Consider the following 17,280-nt stretch of genomic DNA (forward strand, 5'->3'; position numbering starts at 1 on the left):
AGCCGGTGTCCGGCGACGGCCTGGACCGGGACCATCACGGCATCCGCGCGAATGCGCGGATGCGTGGTCGTGCAGCGAAGGGGCCCTCCCGCTGCGAGAGGGCGGATCGCTTACGGCCAGGCGGGCGGGTTCGCTGCCCAGGCGGCCTGCACTTCGGCCAGCGCCGAGCGCTCGGCGTCGGTCCAGTCGGGCAGCAGGCTGGCGAACTTCGATGCGGAGTTCCACTGCTGCGGCTCGGTACGCACGGCGGCCGAGTACCACACCACCGCCTCTTCCTTGCGACCCAGCGACCACAGCGACAGCGCCAGGGTCGGCGGCATCCACGAGGCGGTCACCGCACGTGCTTCGACCAGCGAGCGCCACTGCGCGAATGCGCCTTCGAAATCCCCGGTGCGATACAGATCCCAGCCGTAGTTCCATACGACCGAGCGCCACAATGCGTCGCTGCGATCAATTGCACCGAGCGCGCGCGCATAGAGCTGCTTGCCGAGGTCCGTGCGGCCGGCGGCCATCGCGAGGTGCGCGAGCTGGGCGACTTCGCCCTTCGCGCGCGGATTGCGCTCGATGGCCTTGACCAGTTTCTCGGTGGCGGCGTCCCCGGTTTCGCGCACGGCGACAACCGGTCGGACGGTGTTGGCGTCGGCGTCGAAGTAGAACTCCGCCGGACGCGGCAGGCTTTGCGCCGACACGGCGCTGGAGACGGCCAGAAGGGCCGTCGCGAAAAGAGTGCGACCAAGCATGTGTGAATCCCCCTGTGCAACGCAGCAATCCTAACCCGTACTGGGCCGGGATCGCGGCGTTCTGGCGTCCCAGACCGGGTTATCGGCAGGGCGAGGGCAAGCCGGAGCGCCATTTCGGCAAGATGGGACGGCCGTCGCCCTGGTCCACCCCTCTCCCGTCGGCGGGAGAGGGGCTTCACGGCACCGCTCAGTGCGCCGCGGGCAGCAGCGCGACCTCGTCCACGACCCACATCGGGTTGTACTCGCCCGAGGCGAAGGTGAAGCACAGGTCGTGACGACCGGCCTGCGCCGGCAGCGGTGCGGTCAGCGTGGTCAGGCCGTCGGACTTGCGCGCCGGGGCCAGCGGCAGCACGGCGATGGGCTCGCCTTCGCAGCTGCCGAGCCGGACTTCGAGCGCGCCGCCGGGGATCTTCGCCGGGCGCGTCACGACCTTGCTGGCGTCCTTCCACAGGGCGTAGTTGTGCGGCAGCTGGCCGACGCGGACCTCCACCGTGGCGATACCGTCCAGCTGCGCGGCGTCGTAGATCCAGCACGGATCGAACACGTCGGCGAGCAGCAGCCGGCGATCGCCATCCTTGCCGTCGGACGGTGCGTCGTCCTCCATGCGCAGCATCAGGTCGGTCTTGCACGAACGCAGCGCGTTGCTGCTGCGCGCACGCAGGCTGTGCAGGTTCAGTTCGAACGCGCGCGTCGCGGCCAGCGCGTGATCGTCGGCGAACGCGTTGGCCTTCACCGTCGTCGGCAGCGGCAGTTCGAGCGGATGCACGTACGCCTGCGACGTTGCCGTCGGTTCCGTGCCATCCAGCGTGTAGCGGATCGTGCCGAAGCCGCTCTGGTTGTTCAGCGCCAGCGACGTCTTGCCGCCTTCCAGCGCCTGCGGCGTGAAGCGCACGGCGAACGCGCTGTCGGCGGCATCGAAGCCGGTCAGGCGATAGCGTTCCATCTGGAATGCCATGCGCTGCAGGAAGTCGTTCCAGTCCAGGCGCGATTCCGGCGACCACGTGACTTCGGCCAGCGCCGCGCCGCGCGGGAACAGCGAACGCTGCATGCGCTCGAAGGTGCGCTGGTGTTCGGTCCACAGGTTGGCCTGCACGCCGAGCACATGCTTTGCCTGATCGGCATTCAACTGCACCGGCACGGCCTTGAAGTCGTACACGTCCTTCAGCGAGATCACCTTCAACCGCCCCGGCGTTTCATCCGGGCCATCGCTCTGCACGTGGTCGAGGTAGAGGTCGGGCGAGGGCGCCATCACGACGTCGTGTCCGGCGCGCGCGGCCTCGATCGCGCCGTCCGTACCGCGCCACGACATCACCGTCGCGTCGGCCGGCGGGCCGCCTTCGAGGATCTCGTCCCAGCCGATCAGCCGCTTGCCGTGCGCCTCGATGTACTTGCCCAGCCGGCCCATGAACCAGCTCTGCAGCTGCATCTCGTCCTTGAGGCCGAGTTCCTTCTTCTTCGCCTGCACCGCCGCCGACTGCTCCCACTGATCCTTCGCGGCCTCGTCGCCGCCCAGGTGGAAGTACTGCCCCGGGAACAGCGGCATCATTTCGTCGAGCACGTTTTCCAGGAACGTGAACGTCTTGTCGTCCACGTTGAACAGCCACGTGTTGACGCCCCAGTCGGGCGACACGGGAGGCTTGGTGCCGGGAACGCCGAATTCGGGATAGGAGGCGATCGCGGCCTGCGCATGGCCGGGCAGATCGAACTCGGGCACGACCGTGATGTAACGCTCTGCGGCGTACTTCACGATGTCGCGGATTTCGTCCTGCGTGTAGAAGCCGCAATACGGCTTCGGCTTGCCCTTCGCATCGCGACCGGCCGCGCCGGCGGGAATGCGGCAGCCGCCGACTTCGGTCAGCTTCGGGTACTGCTTGATCTCGACACGCCAGCCCTGGTCGTCGGTGAGATGCCAGTGGAAGGTGTTGAGCTTGTGGAGCGCCATCTGGTCCAGCAGCGCCTTCACTTCGTCGGGCGTGCGGAAGTGGCGTGCGACGTCGAGCATCAGCCCGCGCCAGCCGAAACGCGGCGCGTCCTCGATGCGCTGCGTCGCGATCGACGCCTCGCCCTGCGCGCCGTCGGCCAGCAATTGCCACAGCGTCACCGCGCCGTAGAACAGGCCGGCCGGCTTGCGCGCGCTGATCTTCGCGCCCTGCGGCGTGATGTCGACGACGTAGGCCTCGTCGCCGGCGGGCGCGATGTTCGCGTCGATCGCGAACACAACCGCTGCACCGTCGGCAGCGCCACCGACCTGCGGCGCGAAGCCGCGCGCCTTCTGCACGCGCGAGGCGAAATCCTGAGCGATGCGCGTGGCTTCGGCGTCGTTGCCGATCAAAGCTACGCGCGACTGCGGGCCGAACGCGAAGCGGCCATCGCGCAACTCCACCTTCGCGGGGCGCGGTATCACCGGCGTGGCGGCCGCGCTGGCGGAAATGAGCGTGGTCGCGGTCGTCGTTTCCGCCGGCTTAGCGGCAGTGGTACCTGCTGCGTCAGCCTTCGGCGCGTCCTCGCGCTGGCAGGCCGACAGCCCCATCGCCAGCGCCACGGCGGCGATGCTCGTTACGAAATGCCGTTTCATCGTTCCCTCACTCTCCTGTCGCGTGCGCCACGCGGGCGCCGGAAACAAGCGGGCCCGGCATGACCGGGCCCGCTGTCTTGCTTACACCCTGGACCAGCGGCGTATCAGTACTTGAAGCGGAAGTTCAGATAGTACTGGCGACCGTTGTTGTAGAACGCCTGCGGGTGGCCGTCGGCCACGTAGTAGCTGAGCGTGGGGTCGTTGAGGTTGAGCGCGTCGAGCGTGATCGACATCCAGTCCGTCGCCTTCCAGCCGAACGACGCCGACAGCGTGCCGAAGTCGTCCTGGAAGTACTCGTTCGCACGCAGCATGCCGTGGTAGAACGAGGAGCGGTACGTGTAGGCCACGCGCGCGTTGAAGCGGTCGTTCTCGAAGAACGCCGACAGGTTCCAGGTGTCCTTCGACGTGCCCACCAGTGCGTCGGTGGCATCGTCGCCCGCCGGGACGTCGGCCTCGCCATCGGCGTAGGTGTAGTTGGCCGAGATGCCGAAGTAGTCGCCGATCGGCTGCTCGTACGTCAGCTCGATGCCGCGCACCTTGCCGTCGCTGTTGATCGGCAGCGTGACCTCATACGGTTCGACCTGGCCGTTCTGGTCGTTCACGTAGTTGCGGGTCTCGGTGGCGTAGCGGACGTAGTTGTCCAGGTCCATCGAGAACAGGCTCGCGGCCAGCAGGCCACGTTCGGTGAAGTACCACTCCAGCGACGCGTCGAAGTTGGTCGAGATGATCGGCTCGAGGTCCGGGTTGCCCGCCGTACCCGTGTGCGTCAGGTTCGACAGCGACACGGCGCCGGCCAGCGCGGAGTAATCCGGCAGTGTCATCGTCTGCGACGCGGCCAGGCGCAGGATCAGGTCGTCGGCGAAGTTGTAGCGGAAGTTGACGCTCGGCAGGACGCGGTCGTGCTTGTTGTTCTGGCGTACGTTGACGAAGTTGCCGAACAGGCTCGACACGTCCGGCGTGATCGTCGCGTCGCTACCCAGTCCGCGCCAGAACTGGATGTCCTGCTGGATGTCGACGTAACGCAGGCCGGCGTTGCCGCTCCACTTGTCGCCCGAGAAGTTCGCCTGCACGTAGAGCGCGGTGTTCTCCTCGTTGATGTTGAACTCGCTGCCGTAGTTGTGGCGGGCGCCGTCCTTGCGGACGGTGGAGTTGTTCTTGACCGCCTGCTCGAGCGCGCTCTGCGTGAAGTACCACACGCCCGGGCCCGGGAACGAGCCGCCGAGGCCGCTGCCGAAGTCGCCCGGATAGAAGCCCGGCGAAGTGCCCTCCAGCGCGCCGGCGATGTCGCCCGGGTCGGAACCGTACGGGCTGTTCACTTCGCGGGTGTGGTCGGCGTAGCGCACGCCGAAGTCCACCGACGACAGCACGCCGTTGTTGCTGAACCAGGTCGCGTCGGAGGTGATCCAGGTTTCCTTGTCGATCACGTCGTAGTACTGGATGCCCCACGTGCCGAAGCCGTCGGTGGTCGGGCCGGACGGATTGTTGAGGTACCAGTTGACGGTGTTGTCGGTGCCGCGAACCTGCCAGCCGCCGCCGCTGCGGCCGGTGACGACCTCGGCAATGTTCTGCGTCGGCGTCTCGCCCTGGCCCTTCGTGTAGCCGATCTGGGTCTTCAGCGAGAAGGACTCGTTGATGTCCCATGCGGCGTCGAAGGTGGTGTAGCCGGTCTTAGCGGCCGATTCCGGACGCGAGATCATGTCGTAGATGCCGTAGCCCGGCGCCGACGGATCGGCGGCGTAGTCGGCCTTCACCAGCGTGCCGTTCTCGATCACGTAACCCGGCAGCGGTGCCTGGTTCGGCACGAAGTTGCCGGTCCACAACATGTAGTTGCGGTTGTAGTTCTTCGCGTCCATGTCGGAGTAGAACGCGCTCAGGCCCAGCGTCAGATCGTCGCTCGGCTTGGCCTGCAGTTCGATCAGGCCACCCATGCGCTCGCGCGTCTGGGTGAAGTAGGCCGAACCCGGAAGGTTCGGGTACATCACGCCGGCGAGGTCCGGGTTGGTCGCCACGACCGGCGCGTCCGGCGCGATCGTCGAGAAGCCGCCGACGATTTCCTGGCCGTCGCGACGCAGCTCGCGTTCCTGGTAGAACGCCTGCGCCATGAAGCCGAAGGTGTTGGCGTCGTTCTTGTAGTTGAACAGGCCGCTGACCTGCGGCTTGGTGCTGCTCGGCAGGTCGGAGTAGACGTCACCGATCGAGCCTTCGGCCGAGATCTGGTTCGCGAAGTCCAGCGGCTTGCGGGTGATCACGTTCACCGAGCCGGCGGCGCCGCCTTCGACGAACTTGGCCTGCGAGGTCTTGTTCACCACCGCCTGGCTGACGATTTCGGACGGCAGCAGCGAATAGCTGACGCTGCGGCCCACGGTTTCGGTCTGGCTGAGGATGAACCAGTCGGCGCTGCCGATTGTGTGGCCGTTGACCAGCGTCTGGGTCAGGCTCGGGCTGGTGCCGCGCAGGCTGACGCGGTCGTTCTCGTCGAAGCCGCCTTCGTTCGCACTGGAGGAGCTGATGCTCACGCCCGGCAGGCGCTGCAGGGTGTCGGCGACGTTGTGCGCCGGCAGCTTGCCGACGTCTTCGGCCGTGACCACTTCGATGTGCGACTGCGCGTCGCGCTTGGTGTCCAGCGACTTTTCCTGGGCGCCGCGGATGCCGGTGACGACCACCGTGTCCAGGTCGGTCGCTTCCTGGCTGGAAGCCGGCGCGGTCTGCGCGGCCACGTTGCCGCCGATGCTCAGCGCGAAGACGATGCTGGCCGATAGTGCTGTTTTGCGAAGCTTCATTGCTCTCCCTCCCACGGGTTGATGTACGACCCCGCAGTGCCGGTTCTTGCTTGCCGACGTCTGCGGAGCCCGTTTCCTGACCGACGCGCACGGACGCGTGGCCGTATTCCTGCGTGCTTCGCGGTGGCGCTCGCGCGCCGCCGCACATGGACGAATCGCGTTACGACTGGCTGCTTTGAGACAGATGTTCCAGGTACCAGCTGGCGGCGCCGATGACGCCCAGCCGGTCGTTCTCGATCAATCGCACCGGCACGCGTTCCAGCGCGGCGTGCATCACGCCCTTGTCCAGCAATCGCGCATGGAACTGGCTGTGCGGCAGGAAATCCTTCAGCTGCGGCAGGATGCCGCCGGCGATGAACACCGACTTGGCGCTGCTGACGGTGATGAGGTCGCCGATCGTGCTGCCCAGCAGTGCGCAGAAGGTCAGCACGGCTTCGCGCGCGGGTGCGTCCAGGCGGCGGGCGGCTTCGGTGATGGCGGCGGGCGCGCGCAGCTCCGGCTCGATGCCGTCGATCGCGCAGATCGCCTCGTACAGGTTCACAAGGCCGGGACCCGAAACGAAACGCTCGGTCGGCACATGCGAGAAACCGCGCTGGCGGGTCCATTCGAGGATCGCCGTCTCGCGCGCGTTGCCCGGCGCGAAAGCGATGTGGCCGGCTTCGGTCGGCAGCACGACGGTGCCGCCGCGATGCGGGATGCGCACCGCCGCGCCCAGGCCGGTGCCGGGGCCGACGACCAGCACGGGACCGGTCGCCGCCGCGCTCACGCCGGGCGTGAGCAGCAGCGAATCGGCCGGGTCCATGCATTGCGCGGCATGCGCGGCGGCCTGGAAATCGTTGATGTAGTGCAACTCGCTCAGGCGCAGCTGGCTGCGCAGCTCCGACAGCGAGATGCGCCAGGGCAGGTTGGCGTTGATGACCACGTCGTCCAGCACGACGCCGGCGGAAGCGATCGTGACGCGGTCGATGCCCGCACACGCGCTGTGGCTGGAAATGAACTCGGCGAGGATCGCGCCCAGGCTTGGGTAATCGGCGCACACGTACTTGTGGTGTGCCAGGACGACGACGTCGGACTCGTCCGCTCCGCCCGGACGGACCAGGCCGACGCGGGTGTGCGTACCGCCGACATCGGCGGCGAGGAAGCGGGGTTCGACCTGCGTCAGCGGCGGCACGGCGCTCATCCGCGAACGGCGCGCAGGCGCTGCGCGTTCGCGTGGCATGACCGGGCTCGTGCTTCCTTCGTATCCCACCGCATGGTTCCTCCGCTCGCACCGGCTCCCAGCCGGCGCGGCCGAGATTGGCGCGGCCCTGACAACGTTGTCAACCGGAAGTTACGAAATTGTCAGAAACACCGGTGTCAGATCCGACGAACGGCCATTTTTGCTGCGTCGCAGCAGGTCGAAACGCCTTCCGCGCCGCACCAACAGGACTTTGTAGGGGTTCTCTGGCTTGCGGACAGAACTTGTGACAACGTTGCGCCACCGGATGTCGTCCAGGTCAACCGGCGCCATCCTCGAACGCATTCCTTGGGAGGGGAATCCGCATGTCCACGTCCACGCCCACCGCGTCGCGCAGCCACTACGGGTCCATCGCGATCATCGGCGCGCTGTTCTTCATCTTCGGCTTCGTCACCTGGCTCAACGGCCCGCTGATCACCTTCGCCAAGCTCGCGTTCAACGTGAGCGAGTCGGCGGCGTTCCTGATTCCGTTCGCGTTCTACATCTCGTACTTCGTGCTCGCGTTGCCCTCGTCGGTGATCTTGAAATTCACCGGCATGAAGAAGGGCATGGCGCTCGGCCTGTTCCTGATGGCGATCGGCGCAGCGGTGTTCGGCCAGTACACGACGGCGCGCGTCTACGGCGGCGCGATCACCGGCATCTTCGTGATCGGCGCGGGCCTGGCGATCCTGCAGACGGCGTCGAACCCGTACATCAGCATCCTCGGGCCGATCGAAGGCGCGGCGCAGCGCATCGCGGTGATGGGCATCTGCAACAAGGTCGCCGGCATCCTCGCGCCGCTGGTGATCGGCACGCTGGTGATGCACGGCATGGGCGACCTGTCCGCGCAGGTGGCCAACGCCGATGCCGCGACGAAGGAGCAGCTGCTCAACGAGTTCGCCGCGCGCATCCACGATCCGTACATGGTGATGGCGGGCCTGCTCGCGCTGCTGGCGGTGGGCATCGTGTTTTCGCCGCTGCCGGAGATCAAGGCCGAAGACGTCAACGCCGATGGCGACACCGGCGCCACGCGCAAGACGAGCCTGTTCCAGTTCCCGCACGTGTGGCTGGGCGCGCTGTGCATCTTCGTGTACGTCGGCGTGGAAGTGATGGCGGGCGATGCCATCGGCACCTACGGACAGGGCTTCGGCCTGCCCGTGGACGCGACCAAGTTCTTCACCTCGTTCACCCTGTTCGGCATGTTGCTGGGCTACGTGGTGGGTTTGATCGCGATCCCGCGCTTCGTCTCGCAGGAACGATATCTCACCTTCTCGGCGGTGCTGGGCGCGCTGCTGGCGATCGGCGCGTTCCTGACGAAGGGTTACGTGTCGGTCGGCTTCGTCGCCGCGCTCGGCTTCGCGCACGCGATGATGTGGCCGGCGATCTTCCCGCTGGCGATCCAGGGCCTGGGCCGTTTCACCGAATACGGTTCGGCGCTGCTGATCATGGGCATCGCCGGCGGCGCGGTGATCCCGCAGCTGTTCGTGCACCTCAAGCAGGCCTACGACTTCCAGCTGGTGTTCGTCGTGCTGATGGTGCCGTGCTACCTGTACATCCTGTACTTCGCACTGCGCGGCCACAAAGCCGGTCAGCGGCACGACGTGGTGAACGGCGCGACGGCCTCGCAGCACGGCTGATCGTTCGATCAACGAATGACGCCACGTACCAGACGCCACCGCACGTGATTCACATCACCGGTGGCGCTGGTTAGGCTAGTCGTTCTCATTGGACCGCCATGAAGACGGGACCACGCGAGGCTACGGTGCGCAGACCCACGATCAAAGACGTTGCAGAGCGCGCCGAGGTGTCGCTCAAGACGGTCTCTCGCGTCATCAACGACGAACCCAGCGTGCAGGCGCGCACGCGCGAACGCGTGCGGCAGGCCATCGCCGAACTCGGCTACCAGCCCGATCCGTCGGCGCGCAGCCTGCGCAGCGCGCAGCCGTACGCGCTGGGCCTTGTGTACGACAACCCCAATCCCTACTACGTCATCGCCGTGCAGAACGGCGTGCTGTCGGTGTGCCGCGAAACCGGCTACGGCCTGCAGATCCATCCCTGCGATTCGTCGTCGCCGAACCTGGCGAACGAGCTCATCGAACTGGTGCAGCATTCGCGCCTGGCCGGCCTGGTGCTCGCGCCGCCGATGTCAGAGCGCAACGAGCTGGTGACCGAACTCATCGCGCACGGCGTGAACCTGGTGCGCATCGTGTCGGCGGCCGCCGATCCGCAGGACGGCAGCGCCTGCGTCTACGTCGACGACCGCGACGCGGCGTACGACATCACCGAGCACTTGATCCAGCTCGGCCACAGCCGCATCGGCTTCCTGTGGGGCGGCAAGTCGCACGGTTCGTCGTGGGAGCGCTACAAGGGCTACGAGGACGCGCTGCGCGAGTACGGCATCCCGCTCGATGCGGAGCTGGTGGTCGAAGGCGACTACTCCTTCGATGACGGCTTCCGCGGCGCGCGCCGCCTGCTCGCGCTGCCCGATCGCCCGACCGCGATCTTCGGCAGCAACGACGAGATCGCCGCCGGCGTGCTGGCAGCCGCCAAGTCCAGCGGCATGAACGTGCCCTACGACCTGTCCATCGCCGGCTTCGAGGACAGCCCGTTCTCCAAGCAGAGCTGGCCGGCGCTGACGACGGCGAAGCAGGCAACGCAGGACATCGCGCGGCACGCCGCGCACCGGCTGCTGCAGGAAATCCGCGAACACGCTCCCAAGGCGTCGCCGAACGAAGGCTTCAGCCCGGAGCTGGTCGTGCGCGGTTCGACGGCCCCGCCGCGGCCGAAGGCGTAAAACGTCCCCGCAATGCTTGAGCCCCTCTCCCATCGGGAGGGGGGTGGGGTGCCCCAAAGCCCTAGCCGAAAGATGCCCGAATCTCACGGCCGCGAAACGATCCCGGTGCTCTGCTACGCAGCTGGGCGCATCGATCGGGGTCGACCATGAATGCGAGTCTGAAGCCTTCCGTGCTGGACGAGCCGGGGATCGCCCGGTTGCTGGAACAGGACCGTGCGCTGGTCGCGCTGGGGCGCCAGGTCTGCGTGCTCAAGGCGATCGGCTGGCCGGCCTCGCTGGAGACGAAGTTCCTCGAACAATGGCGCCGCGGCCAGCCCGAACTGCCGCAGCCGCCGACGGTGCCCGTCGACCTGTCCTCCACGATCGAGGGCCTGCGCGCGCTGATGCGCGAGATCGACCGCCGCCATCCCGTCGGCCGCTGGCTCTACAAAACCGCGTGGAGCTACAACGTCGCCGCGCAGATGCTCGGCGCGATCGGCTCGCCGGAATTCACGCGCTGCTCGGCGCTGCTCTACGGGCGGCCGGATTTCCGCTATCGCAGCCAGGACATCACCAACGTCGACAGCGCACGCGAGGTGCTGGCGATCACCGACGAACTCATCGCCGACCGCCTGCTGCCCGACGTGCCGGCCGACATCCCGGCCGAGGACTTCGCGCGCCTGCTGCGCGGGCACATCGATCCGTTCTTCCACCACGACAAGGTCGAGGTGGTGCTCGATCCGGAACTGCCGTCGAAGGCGACCGCCGGCAGCCGCCGCATCAAGCTGCGTTCCAGCGCGATGTTCTCCGAACGCGACCTGCACCAGCTCGTCGAGCACGAAGCCTTCATCCATACCGCGACGCTGCTCAACGGCATCCACCAGCCGTACGTGCATTCGCTCGGCATCGGCGCGCCGCGCACCACGCGCGTGCAGGAAGGCCTGGCGACGTTCTCCGAGATCATTACCGGCGCGCTCGACATCGCGCGCCTGCGTCGCATCGCGCTGCGCGTGGTGATGGTAAAGCAGGCGCTGGATGGTGCGGATTTCATCGAGGTGTTCAAGGGCTTCCTCGACGCCGGGCAGAGCGAGAAGGAAAGCTTCTGCAGCGCCGCACGCGTGTTCCGCGGGGGCGACGTGCGCGGGCGCGTGGCCTTCACCAAGGACGGCGCGTACCTGGAAGGCGTGATGCTGGTGCACGTGTTCGTGCGCAAGGCGTTGCAGGAAGGTCGCGGCGAACTGCTGCCGATGCTGTTTGCCGGCCGGCTCACGACGGCGGATGTGATCGAACTGGCGCCGTACCGCGAGAACGGCCTGATCGCGCCACCGTTGTACGTGCCGGCCTGGGCGCGCGACCCGCAGCGCGTGCTGGCGACGATGGCGTTCTCCACCGCGACGCAGCGCCTGCGCCTGGACCGGCTGGACCTGCAGCGGTTCGTGGCGTTCGAGGACGAGCTGATCGAGGAATCCGGAATCGAGTGATCGACGTGGCCGGTTACGCAGGCCACGCGCGTTTGCATCGAAGCCCGTGCGGCCACCCGACCCGCGCGGGGATCCTTTCGTCGGGCCTTATGGCGAGCGCCCGACGGCCGAGCTTGCGACACATGCTCCCCGACATGCCCCGCGACATGCCCTGAAGCCGGACGCCCCGCTCGCCATGAGCAGGGAGGTTCCATCATGAAACGCCTTACCCCGCCGTGCATCGCGCTGTGCGCGCTGCTGTTGCCGGCCTTCGCCCCCGCGCAGGACCTGGTGCAGTCCGCCGGCAAGCACGCCAAGGTCGTGCTGGACAACGCCGACGTCCGCGTCATCGAGTTGAACATGCCGCCGGGTGCGAGCACCGGCATGCATGAGCACACCACCGATCAGCTGGTCGTCTTCCTCACTGGCGGTACCGCCAAGCAGGTGGGTGCCGACGGCGCGACGAAGGAACTCACGCGCAAGGCGGGCGACGTCGCCTGGAGCGCGCCGGTGAAACACGACACGACGAACGAGAGCAAGACGCCGGTGCGGACGCTCGTGATCGAGTTGAAGAAGAAGTAGGGACGATGTTGTGCGTGAAGCATGAAAAGCCCCTCTCCCGACGGGAGAGGGGTTGGGGTGAGGGGTGACGGAGCGATAGTGGAAAACCCGCAGTGCAGTACCGCACTACGGTTCTGCCTTGCCGCTCCGTTGCCCCTCATCCGCCCTTCGGGCACCTTCTCCCGAAGGGAGAAGGAAGCGCAGCAGAGCGCTTACGCCCGAAGCAGCGTCGCCGCGCGCGCCAGCGCTTCGATCGCGCCCCATTCCCCCGCCGCGACCAGGCGCGACGGCGTCAGCCACGAGCCGCCGACGCAGGCGACGTTCGGGGTGGCCAGGTAATCGCGCGCGTTGTGCGCGCCGATGCCGCCGGTGGCGCAGAAGCGGATCTCCGGAAGCGGGCCGTGCAGCGAGCGCAGCGCGGGCGCGCCACCGGCGGCTTCGGCCGGGAAGAATTTCTGGAAGATGAAACCGTGTTCGGACAGCGTCATCGCCTCGCTTGCCGTGCCCGCACCCGGCAGCCACGGCAGCGCGGAATCCTTCGCGGCGGCGATCAGGTCCGGCGTCGAACCAGGCGAGACCGCGAAGCGCGCGCCGGCGGCCTCGGCGTCCCTCAGATCCTGCGGCTTGCGCACGGTGCCGACGCCGACGATCGCGCCGTCGACTTCATTGGCGATCGCGCGCACCGCGTCGAGTGCGGCGCGGGTGCGCAGCGTGATCTCGATGGCGGGAATGCCGCCGGCCACGAGTGCGCGCGCAAGCGACACCGCGTGCTTGGCATCTTCGATCACCACCACCGGCATCACCGGCGCAACGTGCAGTACGGATTCGAGCAGGCCCATCTTGTTCTCCGAATGAAACTGTTTCTGTAGCCAGGGCGTCAGGCGACCGGGTTGAAGATCCCGCCGCCCATGTGCGCCGGCGCCGCCGCGTTGCGGAACACCGCGAACAGCTCGCGCCCCATGCCGAAGTGGCTGGGCGTGAGGTCCGTCGTCGCGTTCTCGCGCGTATCCCATTCCTCTGCCGGCACGTGCACCCGCAGCGTTCCCGCCACGGCATCCACACGGACGATGTCGCCATCGCGCACCTTCGCCAGCGGGCCGCCCACCGCCGCTTCGGGGCTGACGTGGATCGCCGCCGGCACCTGACCCGATGCGCCCGACATGCGGCCGTCGGTCACCAGTGCGACGCGATGGCCGCGCTTCTGCAGCACGGTGAGCGTCGGCGTGAGCTGGTGCAGCTCCGGCATGCCGTTCGCGTGCGGGCCCTGGAATCGCACCACCACGACGACATCGCGATCGAGTTCGCCGCGATCGAACGCGCCCTTCACCTGCGTCTGGTCGGAGAACACGCGCGCCGGCGCTTCGATGACCCAGCGATCTTCCGGCACCGCGGAGACCTTGATTGCCGCCGTGCCGAGCGGGCCGTGCAGCACGCGCAGGCCGCCGTCGGGGCGGAACGGCTCGGCCACCGGACGCAGGACCGTGGGATCGCCACTGCGTCCGGTAGCCGGCACGTATTCGATGCGCTGTTCCGGCGCCAGGCGCGCTTCGACGCGATAACGCGCAAGGCCCGGGCCGGCGATGGTTTCGACGTCGCCATGCAGCAGGCCTGCGTCGAGCAGTTCGCCGATCATGAAACCCAGGCCGCCGGCCGCGTGGAAATGGTTCACGTCGGCGCTGCCGTTGGGATACACGCGCGCCAGCAGCGGGACGATCGACGACAGCGCGTCGAAGTCCTCAAGCCGCAGTTCGATCCCGGCGGCCGCGGCGATCGCGATGAGATGCAGCAGGTGGTTCGTCGAACCGCCCGTTGCATGCAGGCCGACGACGCCGTTGACGATCGCGCGCTCGTCGATGATGCGGCCGACGGGGCGGTAATCGTCACCGAGTGCGGTGATCTCCGCGGCGCGTCGCGCGGCCTCGGCGGTGAGCGCATCGCGCAGCGGGTTGTCGGGATTGACGAAGCTCGAACCCGGCAGGTGCAGGCCCATCAGCTCCATCAGCATCTGGTTGGAATTGGCCGTGCCGTAGAACGTGCACGTGCCCGGGCCGTGGTAGCTCTGCGCCTCGGCTTCCAGCAGTTCCTCGCGCGTGGCTTCGCCCACCGCATAGCGCTGGCGGACGCGGGATTTCTCGTCGTTCGGCAGCCCCGACGTCATCGGCCCGGCCGGCACGAAGATCGCCGGCAGATGCCCGAAGCTCAGTGCGCCGATCAGCAGGCCCGGCACGATCTTGTCGCACACGCCCAGGTAGAGCGCGGCGTCGAACATGTCGTGCGACAGCGAAACGGCGGTGGACAGCGCGATCACCTCGCGCGAGAACAGCGACAGCTCCATGCCCGCGCGGCCCTGCGTCACGCCGTCGCACATCGCGGGCACGCCGCCCGCAACCTGCGCGGTCGCGCCGACGTTGCGCGCGGCGTTCTTGATCAGGAACGGAAAGCGCTCCAGCGGCTGGTGCGCGGACAGCATGTCGTTGTACGCGTTGACGATCGCGATGTTCGGCGACACGCCGCCGCGCAGCGCGGCCTTGTCGGTACCGCACGCGGCGAAACCGTGGGCGAGGTTGCCGCACGACAGCGTCGCGCGGTGCGGGCCGCGACCGCAGGCGGCGTCGATGCGCGCCAGGTACGCGGCGCGTCGGTCGGCGCTGCGCGAGCGGATGCGCTGCGTGACCTCGGCGAGGACGGGATGCAGGTTCGACATGATCGTGTCTACGGACTCCAGTACAGCATCGGTGCGGCCGGCGCGCCGGACAGCACCGAACGGATCGGCAACGTCGAACGCGGGTCGCGCGCGGCGTTGTCGAGGACTTCGCGCTTCTTCGCGCCTTCGATATGCAGGTACAGCGACGGTGCGGTGAAGATCGCGCTGAGCGTGAGCGTCATGCGCGGCTCGGGCTGCGACGCCGTGCGGATGGCGAGCACCGGCGCGCGACCGCGCGGTTGCAGGCCGATGTCGCGACGCACGAGGTCGGGGAACAGCGACGCGACGTGGCCGTCATCGCCCATGCCGAGCACGACGACGTCCAGCGGCAGCGCTTCGTTCGCCACCTGCGTGAGCACCGGCAGCAGCGCGGCTTCCGGCGTCGCGGTCGGACGACGCAGCGGCAGCAGCGTTGCCTGCGCCGCAGCGCCCTGGAAGAGCGTTTCGCGCAGCAGCCGCTCGTTCGAACGCGGATGGTCCGGTGCGACCCAGCGATCGTCCACCGGCACCACCGTGACGTGCGCCCAGTCGAGCGTCTGCTTCGACAGTTCGGTCAGGAACGCGCGCGGCGTGGTGCCGCCGGACACGGCCAGCCGCGCCGCACCACGGCGCGCGATCGCGCCGCGCAGATCGGCGGCGACCGCTTTCGCGAGCGCGGTGGCGAGCTGCGCCTTGTCGTCGAACAGATGCTCGCGCACGGGCAACGGATCGGGTGTCAGCACGGTCAATCGCTCCGTAAGTGCGGATTTGAAGGGCATGGTGTTAGACCGCATCCTCATGCCACGTCCTTCCGTCGCGTTCGATCAGGGCCACGGCCGCGCTGGGACCCCAGCTGCCCGCGGTGTATGCCTTGGGTGATTCGTTGCTCGACTGCCACGCCGCCAGGATCGGATCGATCCACGACCACGCCGCTTCCACTTCGTCGCGACGCATGAACAGCATCGGATTGCCGCGCACGACGTCCATCAGCAGGCGCTCGTACGCTTCGGGCTGACGCCCGCCGAAGGTCTCGGCGAAGCTCAGGTCCATCGGCACGCGGCGCAGCCGCAGCCCGCCGGGGCCGGGGATCTTGTTGACGATCCACAGCTTCACGCCCTCGTCGGGCTGCAGGCGGATCACCAGCTGGTTCTGCGCGACCGGCTCATCGCCGAAGATCGAATGCGGCACCTTGCGGAAGGTCAGCACGATTTCCGACATGCGATCGGCCAGCCGCTTGCCCGTGCGCAGGTAGAACGGCACGCCGGCCCAGCGCCAGTTGCTGACTTCGGCCTTCAGCGCGACGAAGGTTTCGGTGCGCGAGGTGTTGGTGCCGAGCTCTTCGAGATAACCCGGCACCGGGCGGCCTTCGACCGCACCGGCGCGGTACTGGCCGCGCACGGTGAGGTGCGAGGTCGCGCCGTCGGCGATGGGCTTGAGCGAATGCAGCACCTTGAGCTTCTCGTCGCGGATCGCGTCGGCGGCGAGCGAGGACGGCGGTTCCATCGCGACCAGGCACAGCAGCTGCAACATGTGGTTCTGCACCATGTCGCGCAGCGCGCCCGACTTGTCGTAGTAGCTCGCGCGGCGTTCCAGGCCGACGGTCTCGGCCACGGTGATCTGCACGTGGTCGATGTGCTCGGCGCGCCACAGCGGCTCGAACAGCGCGTTGCCGAAGCGCAGCGCCGTGAGGTTCTGGACCGTTTCCTTGCCCAGGTAATGGTCGATTCGATAGATCTGCGATTCGGCGAACACCTGGCCGAGCGCATCGTTGATTGCCGCGGCGCTGGCGCGATCGTGGCCGATGGGCTTTTCGACGACCACGCGCGTGTTGGCGCCGGTCAGCCCGTGCGCCTGCAGCTTCGCGCCGACGCTGCCGAACAGGTCCGGACCGACGGCGAGGTAGAACACGCGGACGCGCGATTCGTCAGCCAGCTCGGCGGCGAGTTCGCCCCAGCCATCTTCCGCCTGCAGGTCGATGCGGCGGTACGACAACAACTGGAGGAAAGGCTCCAGCATCGACGGCGCACGCATGTCGAAGGCGAGGTGCTTCTGCAGCGCCTCGCGGACGCGCTCGCGGTAGGCCTCGTCGGTCTGGCTGTCGCGCGCGAGGCCGAAGATGCGCGTGCCGGCGACGATCTGGCCGTCGACGTAGCGATGGAACAGGGCCGGCAGCAGTTTGCGCAGGGCCAGGTCGCCCGTGCCGCCGAAGATGATCAGGTCGAAAGGCGCCATCGGCGCGATGGGGGCGGTCACGGAGCGCTCCAGCGGAATGAGGTTTTGAAGACCACAGGCATACCAGTGAAGATACCAGTCAGATACCACTGGTGCAAACCCGCCCGACAAGGCCGGACGCAGGCCCGGGCGGGCGCCGTTTTCCCGCTCCTGTCCAACAATTTCAGCGACTTGGGGTTACGCGAGCGCGAAATCGGGCGCTTGACCCCCGATTCGGACGGGTGATGCGACTTTCGTCGTAGACGGGGCGGCCATGCCGG

The 17,280-nt window shown here is 67.8% G+C and carries 12 protein-coding genes; 4 read left to right on the top strand and 8 right to left on the bottom strand.

Annotated elements, in window-relative coordinates; genetic code table 11:
* Window positions 1-110: 110 nt before the first annotated feature.
* The 4 genes from GOY17_RS00795 to GOY17_RS00810 form a co-directional block, all read right to left on the bottom strand.
* The gene (locus GOY17_RS00795; RefSeq protein ID WP_157028899.1) at window positions 111-740 is read right to left on the bottom strand and encodes a tetratricopeptide repeat protein; all 630 of its coding nucleotides are present in this window, start codon (window positions 738-740) and stop codon (window positions 111-113) included.
* 187 nt (window positions 741-927) lie between these two features.
* Window positions 928-3,315, bottom strand: coding sequence for a family 20 glycosylhydrolase (locus tag GOY17_RS00800; protein ID WP_157028900.1), 2,388 nt, complete (start codon window positions 3,313-3,315; stop codon window positions 928-930).
* A gap of 104 nt (window positions 3,316-3,419) precedes the next feature.
* The gene (locus GOY17_RS00805) at window positions 3,420-6,095 is read right to left on the bottom strand and encodes a TonB-dependent receptor (protein WP_157028901.1); all 2,676 of its coding nucleotides are present in this window, start codon (window positions 6,093-6,095) and stop codon (window positions 3,420-3,422) included.
* 160 nt (window positions 6,096-6,255) lie between these two features.
* Window positions 6,256-7,314 carry a glucokinase gene (locus GOY17_RS00810; RefSeq protein ID WP_232338494.1) on the bottom strand — a complete coding sequence of 353 codons (1,059 nt, stop codon included), beginning with the start codon at window positions 7,312-7,314 and terminating at the stop codon, window positions 6,256-6,258.
* A 323-nt stretch (window positions 7,315-7,637) separates the two neighbouring features.
* On the opposite strand from GOY17_RS00810, the gene GOY17_RS00815 reads away from it, so the two are divergent.
* From GOY17_RS00815 to GOY17_RS00830, 4 genes are all read left to right on the top strand, one after another.
* The gene (locus tag GOY17_RS00815) at window positions 7,638-8,948 is read left to right on the top strand and encodes a sugar MFS transporter (protein WP_157028902.1); all 1,311 of its coding nucleotides are present in this window, start codon (window positions 7,638-7,640) and stop codon (window positions 8,946-8,948) included.
* 125 nt (window positions 8,949-9,073) lie between these two features.
* Window positions 9,074-10,105: a LacI family DNA-binding transcriptional regulator gene (locus GOY17_RS00820; protein ID WP_115842785.1), complete on the top strand. Its 1,032-nt coding sequence runs from the start codon at window positions 9,074-9,076 to the stop codon at window positions 10,103-10,105.
* A 146-nt stretch (window positions 10,106-10,251) separates the two neighbouring features.
* Complete coding sequence (locus GOY17_RS00825; protein WP_115842784.1) at window positions 10,252-11,565, top strand: peptidase MATCAP family protein; 1,314 nt, start codon at window positions 10,252-10,254, stop codon at window positions 11,563-11,565.
* A 195-nt stretch (window positions 11,566-11,760) separates the two neighbouring features.
* Window positions 11,761-12,126, top strand: a complete 366-nt coding sequence (locus GOY17_RS00830; RefSeq protein ID WP_115842783.1) for a cupin domain-containing protein — start codon at window positions 11,761-11,763, stop codon at window positions 12,124-12,126.
* Between the two features lie 191 nt (window positions 12,127-12,317).
* Here the strand turns inward: GOY17_RS00830 and eda are convergent, their stop codons facing one another.
* Genes eda through zwf form a run of 4 tightly spaced genes read right to left on the bottom strand, consistent with a single transcriptional unit; the run spans window position 12,318 to window position 17,041 of the window.
* Window positions 12,318-12,944 (bottom strand): bifunctional 4-hydroxy-2-oxoglutarate aldolase/2-dehydro-3-deoxy-phosphogluconate aldolase, encoded by a 627-nt coding sequence (eda, locus tag GOY17_RS00835; RefSeq protein WP_157028903.1) that lies wholly within the window; start codon window positions 12,942-12,944, stop codon window positions 12,318-12,320.
* Window positions 12,945-12,982: 38 nt separating this feature from the next.
* Complete coding sequence (edd, locus tag GOY17_RS00840) at window positions 12,983-14,809, bottom strand: phosphogluconate dehydratase (RefSeq protein WP_157028904.1); 1,827 nt, start codon at window positions 14,807-14,809, stop codon at window positions 12,983-12,985.
* 8 nt (window positions 14,810-14,817) lie between these two features.
* Window positions 14,818-15,567: a 6-phosphogluconolactonase gene (pgl, locus tag GOY17_RS00845; RefSeq protein WP_115842780.1), complete on the bottom strand. Its 750-nt coding sequence runs from the start codon at window positions 15,565-15,567 to the stop codon at window positions 14,818-14,820.
* A gap of 4 nt (window positions 15,568-15,571) precedes the next feature.
* Window positions 15,572-17,041 carry a glucose-6-phosphate dehydrogenase gene (gene zwf, locus GOY17_RS00850; protein ID WP_425477945.1) on the bottom strand — a complete coding sequence of 490 codons (1,470 nt, stop codon included), beginning with the start codon at window positions 17,039-17,041 and terminating at the stop codon, window positions 15,572-15,574.
* Window positions 17,042-17,280: the final 239 nt, after the last annotated feature.

The sequence above is a fragment of the Lysobacter soli genome (genome assembly GCF_009755585.1).
GTDB classification, from domain to species: domain Bacteria; phylum Pseudomonadota; class Gammaproteobacteria; order Xanthomonadales; family Xanthomonadaceae; genus Lysobacter_J; species Lysobacter_J soli.

Excerpts from the sequence above, each read along its gene's own strand:
- pgl (WP_115842780.1), bottom strand. The coding sequence starts at position 15,567 with ATGCCCTTCAAATCCGCACTTACGGAGCGATTGACCGTGCTGACACCC.
- GOY17_RS00810 (WP_232338494.1), bottom strand. The coding sequence starts at position 7,314 with ATGCCACGCGAACGCGCAGCGCCTGCGCGCCGTTCGCGGATGAGCGCC.
- GOY17_RS00800 (WP_157028900.1), bottom strand. The coding sequence starts at position 3,315 with ATGAAACGGCATTTCGTAACGAGCATCGCCGCCGTGGCGCTGGCGATG.
- eda (WP_157028903.1), bottom strand. The coding sequence starts at position 12,944 with ATGGGCCTGCTCGAATCCGTACTGCACGTTGCGCCGGTGATGCCGGTG.
- GOY17_RS00830 (WP_115842783.1), top strand. The coding sequence starts at position 11,761 with ATGAAACGCCTTACCCCGCCGTGCATCGCGCTGTGCGCGCTGCTGTTG.
- GOY17_RS00805 (WP_157028901.1), bottom strand. The coding sequence starts at position 6,095 with ATGAAGCTTCGCAAAACAGCACTATCGGCCAGCATCGTCTTCGCGCTG.
- GOY17_RS00825 (WP_115842784.1), top strand. The coding sequence starts at position 10,252 with ATGAATGCGAGTCTGAAGCCTTCCGTGCTGGACGAGCCGGGGATCGCC.
- GOY17_RS00815 (WP_157028902.1), top strand. The coding sequence starts at position 7,638 with ATGTCCACGTCCACGCCCACCGCGTCGCGCAGCCACTACGGGTCCATC.
- GOY17_RS00795 (WP_157028899.1), bottom strand. The coding sequence starts at position 740 with ATGCTTGGTCGCACTCTTTTCGCGACGGCCCTTCTGGCCGTCTCCAGC.
- edd (WP_157028904.1), bottom strand. The coding sequence starts at position 14,809 with ATGTCGAACCTGCATCCCGTCCTCGCCGAGGTCACGCAGCGCATCCGC.